12 protein-coding genes are annotated in these 17,419 nt (G+C 71.2%); 5 read left to right on the forward strand and 7 right to left on the reverse strand.

The genetic code is table 11. The features are described from left to right. Positions 1-37 precede the first annotated feature (37 nt). The 4 genes from ASF94_RS10815 to ASF94_RS10830 form a co-directional block, all read right to left on the reverse strand. Positions 38-958 carry an ABC transporter permease gene (locus ASF94_RS10815; RefSeq protein ID WP_056665754.1) on the reverse strand — a complete coding sequence of 307 codons (921 nt, stop codon included), beginning with the start codon at positions 956-958 and terminating at the stop codon, positions 38-40. Next, complete coding sequence (locus ASF94_RS10820) at positions 958-2,037, reverse strand: ABC transporter permease (protein ID WP_056665756.1); 1,080 nt, start codon at positions 2,035-2,037, stop codon at positions 958-960. Before ASF94_RS10820 ends, ASF94_RS10815 begins: the two co-directional genes overlap by 1 nt. After that, positions 2,030-3,628, reverse strand: a complete 1,599-nt coding sequence (locus tag ASF94_RS10825) for an ABC transporter ATP-binding protein (protein WP_056665759.1) — start codon at positions 3,626-3,628, stop codon at positions 2,030-2,032. The genes ASF94_RS10820 and ASF94_RS10825 overlap by 8 nt, the downstream gene beginning before the upstream one ends. Positions 3,629-3,708: 80 nt before the next feature. After that, positions 3,709-4,641 (reverse strand): LysR family transcriptional regulator, encoded by a 933-nt coding sequence (locus tag ASF94_RS10830; RefSeq protein ID WP_056665762.1) that lies wholly within the window; start codon positions 4,639-4,641, stop codon positions 3,709-3,711. A gap of 293 nt (positions 4,642-4,934) precedes the next feature. Between ASF94_RS10830 and xdhA the strand changes: the two genes are divergently transcribed. Both xdhA and xdhB read left to right on the forward strand, forming a co-directional pair. After that, the gene (gene xdhA / locus ASF94_RS10835) at positions 4,935-6,527 is read left to right on the forward strand and encodes a xanthine dehydrogenase small subunit (RefSeq protein ID WP_056665766.1); all 1,593 of its coding nucleotides are present in this window, start codon (positions 4,935-4,937) and stop codon (positions 6,525-6,527) included. Beyond that, positions 6,524-8,932 carry a xanthine dehydrogenase molybdopterin binding subunit gene (gene xdhB, locus ASF94_RS10840; RefSeq protein WP_056665769.1) on the forward strand — a complete coding sequence of 803 codons (2,409 nt, stop codon included), beginning with the start codon at positions 6,524-6,526 and terminating at the stop codon, positions 8,930-8,932. Before xdhA ends, xdhB begins: the two co-directional genes overlap by 4 nt. A 151-nt stretch (positions 8,933-9,083) precedes the next feature. On the opposite strand, the gene ASF94_RS10845 is transcribed toward xdhB, so the two are convergent. Continuing rightward, complete coding sequence (locus ASF94_RS10845; RefSeq protein ID WP_056665771.1) at positions 9,084-9,560, reverse strand: hypothetical protein; 477 nt, start codon at positions 9,558-9,560, stop codon at positions 9,084-9,086. A gap of 35 nt (positions 9,561-9,595) precedes the next feature. On the opposite strand from ASF94_RS10845, the gene ASF94_RS10850 reads away from it, so the two are divergent. Continuing rightward, a complete protein-coding gene (locus ASF94_RS10850) occupies positions 9,596-10,765 on the forward strand; it encodes a PQQ-dependent sugar dehydrogenase (RefSeq protein WP_235505335.1) in 1,170 nt (389 codons plus the stop codon). Positions 10,766-10,866: 101 nt separating this feature from the next. Here the strand turns inward: ASF94_RS10850 and ASF94_RS10855 are convergent, their stop codons facing one another. Together ASF94_RS10855 and ASF94_RS10860 are read right to left on the reverse strand one after the other, a co-directional pair. After that, a complete protein-coding gene (locus tag ASF94_RS10855; protein ID WP_082493179.1) occupies positions 10,867-13,020 on the reverse strand; it encodes a diguanylate cyclase domain-containing protein in 2,154 nt (717 codons plus the stop codon). A gap of 204 nt (positions 13,021-13,224) precedes the next feature. Beyond that, positions 13,225-13,875, reverse strand: a complete 651-nt coding sequence (locus ASF94_RS10860; protein ID WP_056665774.1) for a Crp/Fnr family transcriptional regulator — start codon at positions 13,873-13,875, stop codon at positions 13,225-13,227. A 292-nt stretch (positions 13,876-14,167) separates the two neighbouring features. On the opposite strand from ASF94_RS10860, the gene ASF94_RS10865 reads away from it, so the two are divergent. Next, positions 14,168-15,190: a porin gene (locus tag ASF94_RS10865; protein WP_056665777.1), complete on the forward strand. Its 1,023-nt coding sequence runs from the start codon at positions 14,168-14,170 to the stop codon at positions 15,188-15,190. Positions 15,191-15,593: 403 nt separating this feature from the next. After that, a complete protein-coding gene (locus tag ASF94_RS10870) occupies positions 15,594-17,414 on the forward strand; it encodes a phosphodiesterase (protein ID WP_156382537.1) in 1,821 nt (606 codons plus the stop codon). The last annotated feature ends 5 nt before the right edge of the window (positions 17,415-17,419 follow it).

Raw genomic sequence — 17,419 nt, forward strand, 5'->3', positions numbered from 1 at the left:
CGAAACGAAACAAAAAACGGCGAAACGGGGCGGCGGATTATGAGCCGGCATAGAACGGCTTGCCCAGCGAGGCCGGCATGTTGGCGCGGATCCAGGCCGGGTTGCGCGAGATCAGCGCCAGCACCACGATGGTGGCCACATACGGCAGCATGCTGAGCAACTGGCTGGCCACCTGCACGCCGGATGCCTGCAGGTGGAACTGCAGCATCGTCACGCCGCCGAACAGATAGGCACCCAGCAATACCCGTGCCGGCCGCCAGGTGGCGAAAGTGGTGAGCGCCAGCGCGATCCAGCCGCGGCCTGCCACCATGCCTTCCACCCAGAGCGGCGTGTAGACCGTGGAGATGTAGGCCCCCGCCAGCCCGCAGAGCGCGCCGCCCGCCATCACCGCCAGCAGGCGGATACGCCGCACTGGATAGCCCAGCGCATGGGCCGATTCGGGCGATTCGCCCACCGAGCGCAGCACCAGTCCGGCGCGCGAGCGGTAGAGGAACCACACCAGCGCCGCCACCAGCAGCATCGTCAGGTAGACCAGGGGGTGCTGGCGAAAGAGCGCCGGCCCGGCGAGCGGAATGTCGCCCAGCACGGGAATGGCGTAGCGCGGCAGCTCGGGCAGCTTGGCCTGCACGTAGCTGATGCCGGCGAAAGCCGAGAAACCCACGCCGAACAGGCTGAGCGCCAGGCCGGTGGCGTACTGGTTGGTGTTCAGCCAGATCACCAGCACGCCGAACACGGCCGCCAGCAAGGCCCCCACCGCCATGCCGGCCGCAAAGCCCAGCCAGGTGTTGCCGGTGTGCACCACGGTGGCGAAGCCGGCGATGGCGGCGCAGAGCATCATGCCCTCGGCCCCCAGGTTGACGATGCCGGCCTTCTCGTTGATCAGCAGGCCGAGCGCGGCGATGGCCAGCACGGTGCCGGCGCTGAGCGTGGAGCCCAGCAGCAATGCGTAGGACTCCATCAGCGGGCTCCTGGTTGGGGGGATGCGCCGACCCAGCGGACGCGGTAGGCGATGAGCGTGTCGCAGGCCAGCAGCGTGAATAGAAGCAGGCCCTGGAAGACGCCGGTGAGCGACTTGGGCAGCCCCAGGCGTGACTGCGCCAGCTCTCCGCCGATGTAGAACATGCTCATCAGGATGGCCGAGAACACCATGCCGACCGGATGCAGCCGCCCGACGAAGGCGACGATGATGGCGGCAAAACCGTAGCCGGCCGGCACGTAGGGCGTGAGCTGGCCGATCGGGCCGGCCACTTCCAGGGCGCCCGCCAGGCCGGCAGCGCCGCCGGAGATCAGCAGCGCCGTCCAGAGCGCCCGCCGCGACGAGAAGCCCGCGTAGCGTGCTGCCGCGGGCGCGAGCCCCCCGACCTGCAGCGCGAAGCCGGCGCGGGTGCGGAACAGGAACACCCAGAGCGCCGCCGCCGCCGCCAGCGCGATCGGCAGCCCGATGCTCAGCCGCGAGCCCTGCATCAGACGGGGGATCTGCGTCACGCGCTCGAAGGTCTTGGTCTGCGGGAAGTTGTAGCCCATCGGGTCCTTCCACGGGCCGTAGACCAGGTAGCCCAGCAGCAGCGTGGCGACGTAGACCAGCATCAGGCTGACCAGGATCTCGTTGGCGTTGAACCGGTCGCGCAACAGCGCCGTGATGCCGGCCCAGAACATGCCGCCCAGCACGCCGGCCAAGAGGATGGCCAGGACGATCCACGGGCCGGTGGTCTTGTCGGCCATCAGGGCGATGCCGCCTGCCGCCACCGCGCCGATGACGAACTGCCCTTCGGCGCCGATGTTCCAGACGTTGGAGCGGAAGCACACGGCCAGCCCCAGCGCGATGAGCAAGAGCGGCGTGGCCTTGACCATCAGTTCGCCGATGGCATACGGCGACTTGATGGGCTCCCAGAAGAAGATCTGCAGGCCGCGCACCGGGTCCTTGCCCAGCGCGGCGAAGAGTGCCACGCCGATCAGCACCGTGACGACCAGCGCCAGCAGCGGCGAGCCGTAGGTCCACCAGCGCGACGCCTGCGGACGGGGTTCGAGCTTAAGCATGGGCCAGCTCCTTCGCCACCACCGCCGATGTGCGCGGCTGTTCCCACAGCCCGCTCATCCATTCGCCGATGCGCTCGACCGTGGCGTCCTGCCGGTCGATGGACGGCGACAGGTGGCCCTTGGCTACGACCAGCAGGCGGTCGCAGATCTCGAACAGCTCGTCCAGTTCTTCGCTCAGCACCAGCACGGCGCAGCCCGCATCGCGCAGCGCCAATATCTCGCCGCGGATCTGCGCGGCAGCGCCCACGTCCACGCCCCAGGTGGGCTGCGAGACGATCAGCAGCTTGGGGTTCGCGTCGATCTCGCGGCCGACGATGAACTTCTGCAGGTTGCCGCCCGACAGCGACTTGGCGGCCGCCTGCGGCCCGCCCGCCTTGACATGGAAGCGCTCGATGATGGCGCGGGCATGGTCGGCCAGCGCGCCGGTGCGCAGCCAGCCCCCGGCGCCCACGCAGTTGCCGCGCGTCAGCAGCAGGTTGTGCGCCAGGCCCATGGTGGGCACGGCGCCCCGGCCCAGGCGTTCCTCGGGCACGAAGTGCAGGCCCAGGGCGCGGCGCTGGCGCGGGTTCAGCCGGCCGGCGGGCCGGCCCGCCACCTGCACCATGGCCGGCTGGGCGCGCTGGTCTTCCCCGGACAGCGCGTAGAGCAGTTCCTTCTGGCCGTTGCCGGACACCCCGGCGATGCCCACCACCTCGCCCGCCCGCACTTTGAAGTCGAGGCCGACCAGGTCCACGCCGAAGGCGTCGGTGCGCGGCAGGGAGAGGGACTGCACGCGCAGCACCGTGTCGCCCCGCTTCGCCGGGCGGTGGGTGAGCGCCGGCGGCTCGGCGCCGATCATCAGGCGCGAGAGCGAAGCGTTCGATTCCTCGGCCGGGTTGCACACGCCCGTCACCTTGCCGCCGCGCAGCACCGTGCAGGCGGTGCACAGGGCGCGGATCTCATGCAGCTTGTGGCTGATGTAGAGGATGCTGCAGCCCTCGCTGGCCAGCTTGCGCAGCACCACGAAGAGCTTCTCGACCGCCTGGGGCGTCAGCACCGAGGTCGGCTCGTCCAGGATTAGCAGCTGCGGCTGGGTGAGCAGCGCGCGGATGATCTCCACCCGCTGCATCTCGCCCACGCTCAGCGTGTGCACGGGGCGCTGGGGGTCGATGTCCAGGCCGTATTCGGCCGCGGTGGCGGTGATGCGCTGAGTGACTTCGGCCAGCGTCAGGTGCTTGTCCAGCCCCAGCCACACGTTCTCGGCCACGGTCAGCGTGTCGAACAGGCTGAAGTGCTGGAACACCATGGCGATGCCCAGGGCCCGCGCTTCCTGCGGGTTGCGGATGTGCACCGGCTGGCCGTTGAAATGGATGGCGCCTTCGTCGGGCTTCACGGCGCCGTAGATGATCTTCATCAGCGTCGATTTGCCGGCGCCGTTCTCGCCCAGCACCGCATGCACCTCGCCCGGCTGCACGGTGAGCGACACGCCGCTGTTGGCCACCACTGCCGGGTAGCGCTTGGTGATGCCCGCGAGCTGCAGGCGCGGCGGCGCGGCGCCGGCCGCACCGGCGGCGCCAGCGGCCGTGGCGGGGGTGGAAGCAGAAGGATTCATGGGGGCGATTGTGGCTTAAGTTCTGCGGGGATCCGTGCGGCCGAACCCGCATTCCGCGCTGGCGGAACGGGCACGGCCAGCTATGTTTTTCGTAGCGATGCAGCCACCGCCTTGACGCTTTCGCGCAGCCACAGCGCCGCCGCCGAATGGTGCGAACGGGCATGCCAGAGCTGGTAGTACATCAGGCGGGGAAAGGCGATCGGCGGCGGCAGCACGGCCAGCGGCAGGCGCTCGGTGAACCGCTCGCAGAACTGCCGGCCGGTGGTCAGCACAAGCAAGCTGGATGCCACCATGTCCGGGATCAGGCTGAAATGCGCGCAGCGGGCGGCGATGCGCCGGCTGAGCCCTTGGGCGTCGAGGTGGGCGTCGATCACGCCGCGCGCGCCCGGGTGGGTCGGCGTGGGCGCGATGTGCTCGGCGGCCAGCCATTCCTCGGCCGTCCAGCCGCGCCGCACGGCCGGGTGCCCGGCAGCCACCAGGCAGACCACCTCGTCGCCGAAGAGGCGCGCCATGTGCAGGTCTTCGGGCGGCTGGGGCCAGTTGCCGATGACCACGTCCACCTCGCCCTGCTCCAGGTGCGCGTGGTAGTGCGCGTCGGCCGACAGGGGCAGCACCTCGACCGGGCAAAGCGGCGCTTCGGCCTTGATGTGGGCCACCAGGCGCGGCAGGAAGAGCGGGTCGAGGTAGTCGCTGGCGGCGATGCGGAAGGTGCGGGTGGCGGTGCGGGCATCGAAGCCGCGCGCGTCGGAAAAGAGCGCCTCGGCGGAACGCAGGATGGCCCCGGCCGGCGCCACCATGCGCAGCGCCGCGTCGGTGGGCTGCATGCCGGTGCCCGAGCGCACCAGCAGCGGATCGCCCGCCAGCCCGCGCAGGCGGCGCAGCGCGGCCGACACCGCCGGCTGGTGCATGCCCAGCCTGACGGCCGCCCGGGAAACGCTGCGTTCGGTTAGCACGGTATGCAACACCCTGATGAGATGAAGGTCGATCTTGTCGAAGAGGGCTTGGTCTCGCATACCGGCAGATGCATTCCTGTCATACGGCGGCGCGTATGCCGCCCGGCGTCGTTTGCCGCAGCATGGCGGGGCCTGCGCGTGGCGCGCGCCGGCGGCGGGCCGTCACGGCGTGTCGAAAGTGGGTGGCAGCGACTGTACACCGCACCTGTCCGCACCTCGCACCCCGCCGGCCGCGGCGACCGGGACGGCCGGCACGCGCCGTGCTTTTCTTTTGCCCGCCGCAGGCCACAATCACGAAGAACCCGGCCCGCGCAACCCATGGCCATCACGACACAACCAGGCGCCCACCCCGCATGACCCCCCTACCCACCCGCCCCATCCGCTTCATCCGCCGCGGCCAGCCCCAGGTGCTGCACGGCGTGCCGCCCGACCGCACGCTGCTGGAGGTGCTGCGCGAAGACCTGGGCGCCACCGGCACCAAGGAAGGCTGCGGCGAAGGCGACTGCGGCGCCTGCACGGTGGTGCTGGGCGAGGCGCGCGACGGCCGGGTGCACTACCAGGCCATCAACAGCTGCATCCGGCTGGCGCACTCCATCGACGGCATGGCGCTGTGGACGGTCGAAGACCTGACGGCCGACCCGCTGATCCAGCCGGCCGCGCCGACCGGTGGCGCCAGCACGCCGGCCGCCGACCCCGCCGCCGGCACCCTGCACCCGGCCCAGGAGGCACTGGTGCAGTGCCACGGCTCGCAGTGCGGGTTCTGCACCCCCGGCTTCGTGATGAGCCTCTTCGGCATGTACCAGAACCATGTGTGCGAAGGACGCACGATCACCCGCGCGCTGGCGGCCGAGGAGCTGTCCGGCAACCTGTGCCGCTGCACCGGCTACCGGCCCATCCTGGATGCGGCCGAGCAGATGCAGTCGCTGCCCGGCGTGCAGGTCGATGCCCCGCTTTTGCTACAAAAACTGGAGCAGCTGGCCCTGGAGGGATCGGCGCCGGAAGCCCATTCGACCTACATCGCCCCGACGACGCTCGAAGAACTGCTGGCCGCCCGGGCCGCCTGCCCCGGCGCGCAGGTCGTGGCCGGCACCACGGACGTCGGCCTCTGGGTCACCAAGCAGCATCGCCAGTTCGCGCAGGTACTGGACGTGACCCGGGCCGCGCCGCTGCGCCGCATCGACGAGGCAGGCGGCATGCTGCGCATCGGCGCGGCGGCCTCGCTGGCCGATGCCTTCAAGGCGCTCTGCACCCACTGGCCGCAGCTGCACGGCTTCGCCACGCGCTTCGCCGGGCTGCCGGTGCGCAATTCCGGCACGCTGGGCGGCAACGTCGCCAACGGCTCGCCCATCGGCGACTCGATGCCGCTGCTGATCGCGCTGGGCGCCCAGGTGGTGCTGGCCAGCGTGCAGGGCGAACGCACGCTGGCGCTGGAAGACCTCTACACCGGCTACCGCCAGAACTTGATGGCCGCCGACGAATTGCTCGTGCGCATCGACGTGCCGCTGCCTGAGGCCGGTGCGCGGCTGGCGGCCTACAAGGTGTCCAAACGCTTCGACGACGACATCTCCGCGGTCTGCCTGGTGCTGCATCTGCAGGTGGCAGACGGCCGCGTGACCGCGGCCCGCATCGGCGCGGGCGGTGTGGCGGCCACGCCGGCACGGGCGCGCCAGACCGAAGCCGCCCTGGTGGGCCAGCCGTGGACGGCCGCCACCCTGCAGCAGGCGGCTGGCGTGCTGCAGGCCGAATTCAGCCCCATCTCCGACATGCGGGCCAGCGGCGAATACCGCCGCACGGTGCTGGGCGCGTTGATGGAGCGCTTCTGGCGCGAAAGCCCGGAAGGCGCGAAGGACAGCGCGCACCCGATATCGCTGGAGCAACTGCACGCGCAGCGCCCCGGCCTGCTGGCAGCGTCCGCGCCCGCCCGCACCCCGGAGGTGGCAGCATGAAACCCCACGCCACCCCCCTGAGCCGCGACGCGGGCGACGACCCCGTCGCCGCGCGCGCCGACGCACAAGGCGCTGCCGGCCCGATGGCCGCCCAGCCCCCGGTTCCGGCCAGCGCACCAGCGCAGGAAAACGCCATGGGCCGCTCGCACCCGCACGAAAGCGCGCGCGCCCAGGTCGCCGGCCTGGCGCATTACATCGACGACCTGCCCGAGCTGAAGGGCACGCTCTACGCCGCGCCCATCCTGTCGCCGGTGGCGCACGGCCGCCTGAACGCGGTGCGCACCGACGCGGCCCTGTCGCTGCCCGGCGTGCGCGGCGTGGTGCTGGCCGCCGATGTGCCGGGCGACAAGCTGCTGGCCGCCTTCGCGCACGACGAACCCGTCTTCGCCATCGATACCGTGCAGCACGTGGGCCAGGTGGTGGGCCTGGTGGTGGCCGAATCGGTGATGCAGGCGCGCCGCGCGGCCCGCCTGGTCACGCTCGACATCACGCCCCTGCCCGCCGTGCTGACGGTGCAGGACGCGCTGGCGCAGGCAAGCTATGTGCTGCCGCCCGTCTTCGTGCGGCGCGGCGACGCGCCCGCCGCGCTGGCCCGCGCCCCGCATCGCCTGCAGGGCGCCTTCGAGGTCGGCGGGCAGGAACATTTCTACCTGGAAGGCCAGATCGCCTATGCCGTGCCGCTGGAGCAGCGGCAGTGGTCCATCCATTCCAGCACCCAGCACCCAGGCGAGGTGCAGCACTGGGTGGCTCACGCGCTGGGCCTGGACAACCATGCCGTGCGGGTCGAATGCCGGCGCATGGGCGGCGGCTTCGGCGGCAAGGAGACGCAGGCCGGCCACCTGGCCGTGTGGGCGGCGGTGGCCGCGCACAAGCTGGGCCGGCCGGTCAAGCTGCGGCTGGACCGCGAAGACGACTTCATGGTCACCGGCAAGCGCCACCCCTTCGCCTACGAATACGACGTGGGCTATGGCGACGATGGGCGCATCACCGGCCTGAAGCTGCAGATGGCCGCCAACTGCGGCTTCTCGGCCGACCTCTCGGGGCCGGTGGCCGACCGCGCCGTGTTCCACGCGGACAACGCCTACTTCCTCGAAGACGTGGAGATCGCCTCGTACCGCTGCAAGACGAACACGCAGAGCCACACGGCCTTCCGGGGCTTCGGCGGGCCGCAGGGCGTGATCGTCATCGAGGCCATCCTGGGCGACATCGCCCGTGCCCTGGGCCGCGACGCGCTGGACGTGCGCCTGGCCAACCTCTACGGCACCACCGATCGCAACGTCACCCACTACCAGATGCCGGTGGAGGACAACATCCTGCACGACCTGCTACCAGAACTGGAGCAGACGGCGCAATACCGGCAAAGGCAGGCGGCCATTTCGGCATGGAATGCGGACAGCCCCGTGCTGAAACGGGGCCTGGCCCTCACGCCGGTCAAGTTCGGCATCAGCTTCACTGCCACGCTGTTCAACCAGGCCGGGGCGCTGGTGCACGTCTATACCGACGGCAGCGTGCAGGTGAACCACGGCGGCACCGAGATGGGCCAGGGCCTGCACACCAAGGTGGCGCAGATCGTGGCCGACGAGCTAGGCGTGCCGATGGCGCGGGTGCTGGTCACCGCCAGCGACACGGCCAAGGTGCCCAACGCCAGCGCCACGGCCGCCTCCAGCGGCACCGACCTGAACGGCCGCGCCGCGCAGTTCGCCGCGCGGCACGTGCGCGACAACCTGGCCGCGTTCGTCTGCGGGCTGGACGGCTGCGGCGCGGGCTCCATCCGCTTCGCGGGCGGGCGCGTCATCTCGCCCACCCAGGAGCGCGACTGGGACGAGGTGGTCAAGGCGGCCTACGCCAACCGCATCCAGCTCTGGAGCGATGGCTTCTACCGCACGCCGAAGATCCACTACGACAAGGCCACGCTGACCGGCCGGCCCTTCTACTACTTCGCCTACGGCGCGGCCTGCACCGAGGTCGCCATCGACACGCTGACCGGCGAATCGCGCGTGCTGGCGGTGGATATCCTCCACGACGTGGGCCGCAGCATCAACCCGGCCATCGACATCGGCCAGATCGAGGGCGGCTTCGTGCAGGGCATGGGCTGGCTCACCACCGAGCAGCTGGTGTGGAACGACAAGGGCGTGCTGTCCACCCACGCGCCCAGCACGTACAAGATACCGGCCACCGGCGACGTTCCCGCCCGCTTCAAGGTGGACCTGTGGCACGAGGCCAACCGCGAAGACAACGTGGGCGGCAGCAAGGCCGTGGGCGAGCCGCCCTTCATGCTGGCCATCAGCGTGTACGAGGCCCTGCGCAATGCCGTGGCAGCAGCGCGCGGCGGCGACGCGCCGGTGCAGCTGCAGGCCCCTGCCACGGCAGAGAACGTGCTGCGTGCATTGGGCCGGCTGGGATGACGCTTCGGGCTGGGGCGGTGACGGGAACCGCTCCGCTCCGGTCGGCCTGCCCGCGCCCTTCACCCTGCGCTGTGAGGGCGGCTGCGGCGCTGGAGCGCCAGCCGCCCCGGCGGCCTGCTGCCCGGCCCAGCGAAGCCCGCCCCGCCCACCCCTAGCGCCGTTGCCGGCTCCACGCCGCGAACAGCGCCCCGCCCAGTCCGCTGCCGATGGCCATGCACCCCAGCCCCACCCACGTGCGTGTGGCATAGATCAGCACCGGCATGGGCGCCACGGCATCGACCATCCGGACGGCGGCGACGAGCCCGGCCGTGGCGGCCAGCGCGTACAGCGCGGTGCGCCAGGCCGGCCTTCGCGCCGACAGCCAGGCGGCCACCGCGAATGCGGGCAGCCAGCCGGCCAGCACGATGCCGGCATAGACCGGGCCGAAGCCCGCCAGATCCTGCGCCGTGGTGAGTGCACGCGTGGCCAATGGAAGCTCCACGCCCAGCCCGGTCACGGCCGCCAGATTGAACTGCGTCTGCACCAGCGTGCCCCACACAGTGGCGAACAGCAGGGCCAGGCCGAACGCCGCGAGCCGCCGTGGCCAGGCGACGGGTGCGGGAGGAAAACCGGCGGCAACAAGGGGCATGGCGGGGAGACGGGGAGCTGGTCGATACTTCCGCCATGATGCCCCTCGCGCGCCGCAGCCACCAACACCCCGGACCGCGAAGGGGCACTGCCTGGCGCTGGGTCGGCACTGCGGCGCTGGCCCTCGTCGCGGGCTGGCCGCCGGTGCCGGCCCAGGCCGCCGGCTACCGGGTCGAGGCGGTCGCGAGCGGGCTGGAATTTCCGTGGGCCGCCGCCTTCCTGCCCGACGGCCGGCTGCTGGTGACCGAGCGGGCCGGGCGCCTGCGGGTGATCGCACGCGATGCGGACGGCCGGCTCCTGTTGCAGCCGCAGCCCGTGGAGGGACTGCCGCCCGTGCTGGTCGCCGGACAGGCGGGGCTCTTCGACGTGCTGGTCGACCCGGACTTCGCCCGCAACGGCTGGATCTACCTGTCGTTCGCGCACGGCACGCCCCAGGCCAACCACCTGCGCGTGGTGCGCGGGCGCCTGGACGGCAACCGCCTGCAGGACCTGCGGACGCTCTTCACTTCGCAGCCCGCCAAGCCGCACGACCAGCATTTCGGCGCCCGCATGGCGCTGCTGGGCGACGGCACGCTGGTGGTCACGCTGGGCGACGGCAATGTCGAGCGCACCGATGCGCAGCGCATGGATTCGCACGTGGGCAAGACCGTGCGCGTGACGCGCGACGGCAGCGTGCCGGCCGACAACCCGTTCGTCGGCCGGGCCGGCGTGCTGCCCGAAATCTACAGCCTGGGTCACCGCAACCCGCAGGGCCTGGCCTGGGTGCCGGCACTGAATACGCTCTACCAGCACGAGCACGGCTCCAAGGGTGGCGACGAACTCAACCGCATCGTGCCCGGCGGCAACTACGGCTGGCCGATGACCACCAGCGGCGTGGACTACACCGGCGCGCGCATCACGCCCTACCGCACGCTGCCGGGCGTGCAGCCGCCGCTGGCGGAGTGGACACCGTCCATCGCGCCGGCCGGCATGAGCTACTACGACGGAGCCCTGTTCCCCGCCTGGCGCGGCAGCCTCTTCGTGGCGGCGCTGAAGGAACGATCGGTGCGCCGCGTGCCGCTGCAGGGCGGCGCGCCGGGCGCGCAGGAGACCTTGTTCCGGGAGTTGGGGGAGCGAATGCGCGATGTGCGCACCGGGCCGGAGGGCGCGCTCTACCTGCTCACCGACAGCGCGCCGGGCCGCGTGCTGCGCGTCGTGCCCCACTGAGGCGCCGCCGGCCGGGCGGCTGAAGCACCGCGCTGCAGGGGACCATACCGCCGAGCGCGTGGGTCAGCGGCCGGTCGTCACGAGCGGCGGAGCTGCAGCCATCACGGCCGCAGCCGCATCGTGTGCACCTGGTTGCGGCCCCGGCGCTTGGCTTCATAGCACGCCATGTCGGCCGCACGCAGCAGGTGGTTGACGTGTTCCTCGCCGGTGACGCTGTCTTCCAGCACCACCAGGCCCACGCTGGTGCTGACGAGGAAGCTGCGGCCACCGAAGGAAGGCTCCCACGCGGCGATGGCCAGGCGGATGAGCTCGGCGATCTCGTTGCCGCGCGAGGGCGAGCAGGCCGGCAACACCACCGCGAATTCGTCGCCGCCCAGCCGCGCCGCCCAGCCCACGTGGCGCACCTGCTCTTCGATGAGCCGGGCGACATGGCGCAGCACCTCGTCGCCGGCATCGTGCCCGGCGACGTCATTGATGACGGTGAAGTGGTCCAGGTCCATGAACAGCACCGCCAGCGCGTCGGCCTCGGCGCCCGGCAGTGGCGCGGGCGCCGTGGGCCCGCCCTGGGCGCGCACGCTCATCAGCTCGGCCAGCCGCTCCATGAAGGCGCCCCGGTTCAGCAGCCGCGTGAGCGGATCGTGCCCGGCCGCCCAGCCGCGCAGTTGGCGCGAGCCTCGCTCGGCGGTGATGTCCTCCAGCAGCCACACGGTGCCGGCGGACGCCGGCCCCGGCGTGGCCGAGCCGGCGCGATACGCCAGCACGCGCGCCCAGACGGAGCTGCCCTCCTTGCGGCGAAAGCGTACGTCGCCGTCGAAGCTGCCGTGCGCCGCGAAGGCCTGCCGCACGCGCTTGCGCCACTGGTCGTAGTCGCCCTGGCTGGCGTGCATGGCCCGCGCCGGCAGGCCCTGCAGCTCGGCCGGCGAATAGCCCAGCATGCGCGCCGCCTGCACGCCCGCCACCTCCAGCACCTCACCCTGCGTGATGACGATGCCGACCGGCGCATGCGCCAGCAGCGTGCCCAGCCGCGCTGCCGTGATGTGGGCCTGGCGCTGTTCCCGCGCGCGCTGCGACGCCATCTGCGTGCAGACGCTCACCAGCGCATCCACCTCGCCACGCGAACGCGGCCAGCCGTCGCCCGCGCCGGCCTCGCCTGCCTGCGCGCGCAGCATGCGCCGGGCGCGGGCGCCCAGTTGCGCCAGCGGCCGGGCGATCCACAGCATCGCCAGCGCCGCCAGCCCGGCAACCGCCAGCACGCCGCCGCCAGCCATCCACCAGGCCGCGCGCTGCGCGCCCTCGGCCGGCGCCATCAGCGCCTGCGCGTCGCTCACCCGGGCGACCATCCACTGCGGCAGCGGCACGCCGGCCATGCTGACCACATGGCCCGCCACGCGGTCGGTGAAGCCCTGGCCCTTGAGGGCCTGCTCCTGCTGCTGCCAGCGGGCGTAGACGGCGGCCAGGCCCGGCTCGTCACGCACGTGGCCCAGCACGCGTTCGCGCTGCGGATGCGACAGGATCACGCCCTCGCGCGTGAAGACGATCAGCCGGGATTCTTCGCGCGCCGGCATGGCCATGGACTGCGGCAGCAGCCCCTGCGACTGCAGCCGCAGGACGCCGGCCACCGCACCGCTGACCGGGCCATCGCCCTGGCGCAGCGGCATGGTGAGCATCACGCGGGCATCGCCCGCGGCCGTGCCGATCAGGTCCGAGACGAGGGGCTTGCCCTCCACGATGGTGCGCAGCAGGTAGTCGCGCTCGGCCGGGTCCAGCGCCGCAGGCTGCTGCAGCTTGCCGGACTGCAGGTTGACGCTGAGCTGCCCGTCCTTGCGCGCCACCTGCATGGCGTCGAAGAACCGCACCGCCGGCAGTCCCTGCTGCACCAGCCATTCCACCGACTGGGCGTTCTCCAGCACGCCGGGGGCGATGCCGTCGGCCACGGTGGAGAGCACCCGCTGGCTCTGCTCGATCTTGCTGGCCAGCAGGCGGGCCACCACCTCCACCTCGTCGTTCTGCTGGCTCACCAGCCGGCGCATCGCCGCCTGCGTGGAGGCATACGACACCAGCCAGGCGGCGGTGCTGCCGGCCAGCAGCACGGCCAGCAGCGCCACCGCCACCAGCTTGACGACGAGCGCGCCGGGCAGCAGCCAGCCGGCGGGCTCGTCGGCGGCGGCGGAATCCGCAACGGAGTCGAGGAAGGGGTTCGAGGAGTCGGGTCCCAGCCCGGTCAGCGCCGGGGATGCAGCCGCTGGCGGTGTCATGCCGCCTCCGCGCAGGAGGCACCTTGGATGAGCAGCGGCAATGGGGCGCGGGACATGGAAGGCGGGCAAAACGGGGTGGTCGTGCCCCAATATACGCAGCGCCCCGCGCGCGCCGGGTTCGGGGCAACCCTCAATGGCGGGCAGGAAAACCCTGCCCCGGACCGGCCGCCGCAGGGCATGTGGCCCGAGCGCCGCGCCCCCAGTTCAGACTTCGGCGACGGCCCGCAGCGCCTGCGGCCGGGGCAGGTGGAGCACGCTGCCGGTGCCGGCGACCAGGCCCTGTTCGCGCAACTGCCGCAGCACGCGCGAGAAGGTTTCGGGCGCGATACCCAGCTGCGCTGCAATCAGTCGCTTGCGCTGCTGCAGGGTGACGCGCAGCAGGCCGGCGTCGCCAGCGCCGGCCAAGCCGTCTCCGCCTTCAGGCTGGGCGTGCTCCAGCAGCCACTGCGCGCAGCGCGCCTCGGCGTCCTGCGCCAGCCGGCTCACGGCCAGCTCGGTCTGGCGGCAGTAGCCGCTGGCCAGGCTGCGCACCAGCCCCTGCACGCCGGGCGAGAGCGCCTGCACGCCGCGCTGGAACGCCTCGATCGGCATGCGGCGCAGGTAGATGCGGGTGTCGGCAACCATGTCCACCGCGCAGGGCTGGCCCAGCAGCGCAGCAGCCGCGTCCAGCCAGAACGGGCCCTGGACGACGCCGAGCTGGTGGCGCATCTGCCCGTCCTCGCGCACGCCCAGCAGCACGCGGCCACTGTCCAGGTGGAGCACGTGGGCGGGCCGTTGGTGGCGCTGGCGCAACACTTCTCCGGCGGCGATCAGCTCGGGTTCGGCGAAGGGGGCGAAGGAGGCATGCGAGAACATGCCCGCACTGTGCCGGCGCCGCTACGGGCGCGTTTTGAGCCAGGTCAAAGGGGAAAGCGGGGGGCCGCGTCGTGCGTCTGGGGCGTTGCGGCGCCCGGCGCGCCCGTTCAGGCAGCCGCCACCGCGTCCCACGCAAGCGCGCAGCCCGGCGGCACGCTCCTTGCTTCGGCTTTGCAGCTGGATACGTTTGCCGCATATTCCAACCGTTTGCGTCGCGACGCCGACGCGCATCCGCCTGGCATTCGTTTTTCGCCTCCACCGATTCCCCTTTCATCCACCTGCAGGAAACACCATGAAAAAAACCCTGACCGCCCTCGGAGCCGCTTTGCTGTGCGGCACGGCTGCCCACGCGCAGAGCACCGTCGAGATCTCCGGCCTGACCGACGCGTTCGTCGGCTCGATCAAGATGGCAGGCGACGCCAATCGCCGCTCGGTGGTGGACAGTGGCGGCCTGACCACCTCGTGGATCGGCTTCAAGGGCACGGAAGACCTGGGCGGCGGCCTGAAGGCCAGCTTCCAGCTGACTTCGTTCATCAAGGTGGACACCGGCACGCAAGGCCGGTTCGCCAACGACCCGTTCTTCTCGCGCGATGCGAACGTCAGCCTGTCGGGCAACTTCGGCTCCGTGCTGCTGGGCCGCTGGATGGCACCCAACTTCCTGCCGTCGGTGGTGGGCAACCCCTTCGGTGATTCGTTCACCTTCTCGCCGCTGGTGCTGCACAAGGACGTGCCGCTCTTCAACGGCAGCGGCTGGCGCGCGATGACCCCGTCCGACACGGGCTGGTCGAACCAGGTGGTCTACAGCACGCCCAAGTTCGGCGGCCTGTCGGCCAACGTGCAGTACCAGTTCGGCGAGCAACCGGGCCAGGGCGGCAAGAACAACTTCGGCGCCAACTTCTTCTACTTCGGCGGCCCGCTGACCCTGACTGGCTTCTACGAAAACACCGACATCGCCAACCCCACCAACACCCTGCTGGCCAACAACCAGAAGTACTGGATGCTGCTGGGCGCCTACGACTTCGGCATGGTCAAGCCCTTCCTGAGCTACGGCGAGAAGAAGATCAGCGACACCGCCGACACCAAGGGCAAGACCCTGCAGGTGGGCGCATCCGCCCCCATCGGCAACGGCAAGCTGCTGGCCGAATGGGTCAAGACCGACTGGTCCTCGCCCGACGTGAACCGCAAGACGTTCTCGATCGGCTACGACTACTTCCTGTCCAAGCGCACCGACGTCTATGCCGTGGTGATGAACGACAAGATCACCAACCAGCGCAGCGGCAACAGCGCCGGCGTGGGCATCCGCCACCGGTTCTGATCGGAGCCCATCGCCGCTGGCCCCCTGTAGGGCGCCCAGCGGCGCGGCACACCTGACCCAAGGCGCGGCGGAGCCATCCGTCGTGCCTTTTTTTCCGCGTGCCGCGGCGCGGCGTGGACGCCGTGGCGCCCATGGCACGGCCATCCGTTGCCATCGCCCGCCGCCGTTTCCGCACCACGGGACGCCACACCGCCGGCGGCGGTGGTGTCATGCGGCTGTCACTGCCAGACTCTAACGTGGCCCATCGTTTCATCTGGTCATCATGGTGTCCTCACTCGCCACCGCGACTGTGCCCGTGCCGCTTCAGGCGCCGGCACCCGCAGCCCTGCCCGCGTCGCTGCTGCCCCCGCCCCCTCCGCCCGCCTCCGTTCTCGACCTGCTGTCGCCGCAGGCGCGGCAGGGGATGGGGCCGCTCGCCCGGCTGATGCGCGGCGGCGGCCTGTACTGCGTGTTCCAGCCGCTGGCCGATCTGTCCGAGGGCTCGATCTACGCGCACGAGGCGCTGATCCGCGGGCCCGAAGGCACTGCGCTGCACCGGCCCGATGCCCTGCTGGAGATGGCCCGGCAGGAGCACATCCTGCAGGACTTCGAGCTGCTGTGCGTGGTGATCGCGCTCTGGCAGTGGGGCCGCGAGGGACGGGGCGGCAGGGTGTTCGTGAACATCAGCGCCGATGCGCTGGTGTCGGGCGTGGCGATGTGCGGCGCGGGCCTGCTGGGCCGCACCGTGGGCGAGCTGGGCGTGTCCGCGCGCATGGTGGTGCTGGAGATCACCGAGCATGAGCGTGTCTCGGACATGGCTTCGCTGCGCGCGGCAGTGCGCGAGGTGCATGCCAGCGGCGCCCGCCTGGCGCTGGACGACTTCGGCGACGGACATTCGAGCCTGCGGCTCTGGTCCGAGGTGAAGCCGGACTTCGTGAAGATCGACAAGTACTTCATCCGCGACATCGCCGAGCATCCTGAAAAGCTGCAGATGCTGCAGGCCATCAAGGGCATTGCGGAAGTGTTCGGCACCACCCTGGTGGCCGAGGGCATCGAGACGCGCGAAGAGCTGCGCGCGCTGCGCGACCTGGACATTCCCTACGGCCAGGGCTACCTGCTCGGGCGTCCGGCACGGTTGCCGTTCGAGTCCATCGAGCCCGTCGCACGGGAGACGCTGCTGGACCGGCGGGTGGCCGTGCTGCCGCACCAGGGGCAGCACGCGCGCCCGGGCATCTTGCGCAACCTGTTGGTGCTGCAGGCCCCCACGGTGGAGCCCGACACCCACAACGACGCGGTGGCGCAGCTCTTCAAGACCCATGCCGAACTGCATGCGGTGGCCGTGCTGGAGGGCACGCGCCCGGTGGCGCTGATCAACCGCCAGCAGTTCATGAACCACTACGCCACGCTCTTCTTTCGCGAGGTGCACGGCCGCAGGCCCTGCAGCAGCTTCGCCAACCATGCGCCGCGCGTGGTCGAGCTGGACTGCGACGTCGACCAGCTGGTGGGCATCCTCACCTCGCAGGACCAGCGCTACCTGAACGACGGCTTCATCGTGACCGACAACGGCCGCTACATCGGGCTGGGCACCGGCGACCAGCTGGTGCGGGGCGTGACGGAGGCGCGCATCGAGGCCGCACGCCACGCCAACCCGCTCACCTTCCTGCCGGGCAACATCCCGATCAGCCTGCACATGCAGCGGCTGCTGGACAGCGGCACCGAGTTCGTCGCCTGCTACGCCGACATGAATCACTTCAAGCCGTTCAACGACTACTACGGCTACTGGCGTGGCGACCAGATGATCCGCCTGCTGGCGCGCCTCTCGGTGGCGCATTGCGACGCCCAGCGCGACTTCGTCGGCCATGTGGGCGGCGACGACTTCATGCTTCTCTTCCAGAGCGGCAACTGGCTGCAGCGCTGCCGCGACCTGGTGGCAGCCTTCGCTGCCGAGGCCCGCACCCTGTTCGACGACGAAGCGCAGCGCGCTGGCGGCATCTGGGCGGAAGACCGCCACGGCGTGAAGCGCTTCTTCGACTGCACGACGTTGTCCATCGGCGCGGTGCGCGTGGCACCGGGCCGCATCCAGCGCGCCGAGGAAGTGGCCAACCTGGCGGCACTCGCCAAGCACGACGCCAAGCTGTCGCCCAGCGGGATCGCGTGCATGGCTGCGGCGCTGGCCGGCAAGGGCGGGGTGCCGCAGGTGCTGCACGCCATGCCCGCTGCGGCGCCGGCGAGGGCAGCCACCTAAAATCG

This window comes from Acidovorax sp. Leaf160, from assembly GCF_001424265.1.
In the GTDB taxonomy this organism is placed as follows: Bacteria; Pseudomonadota; Gammaproteobacteria; order Burkholderiales; family Burkholderiaceae_C; genus Paracidovorax.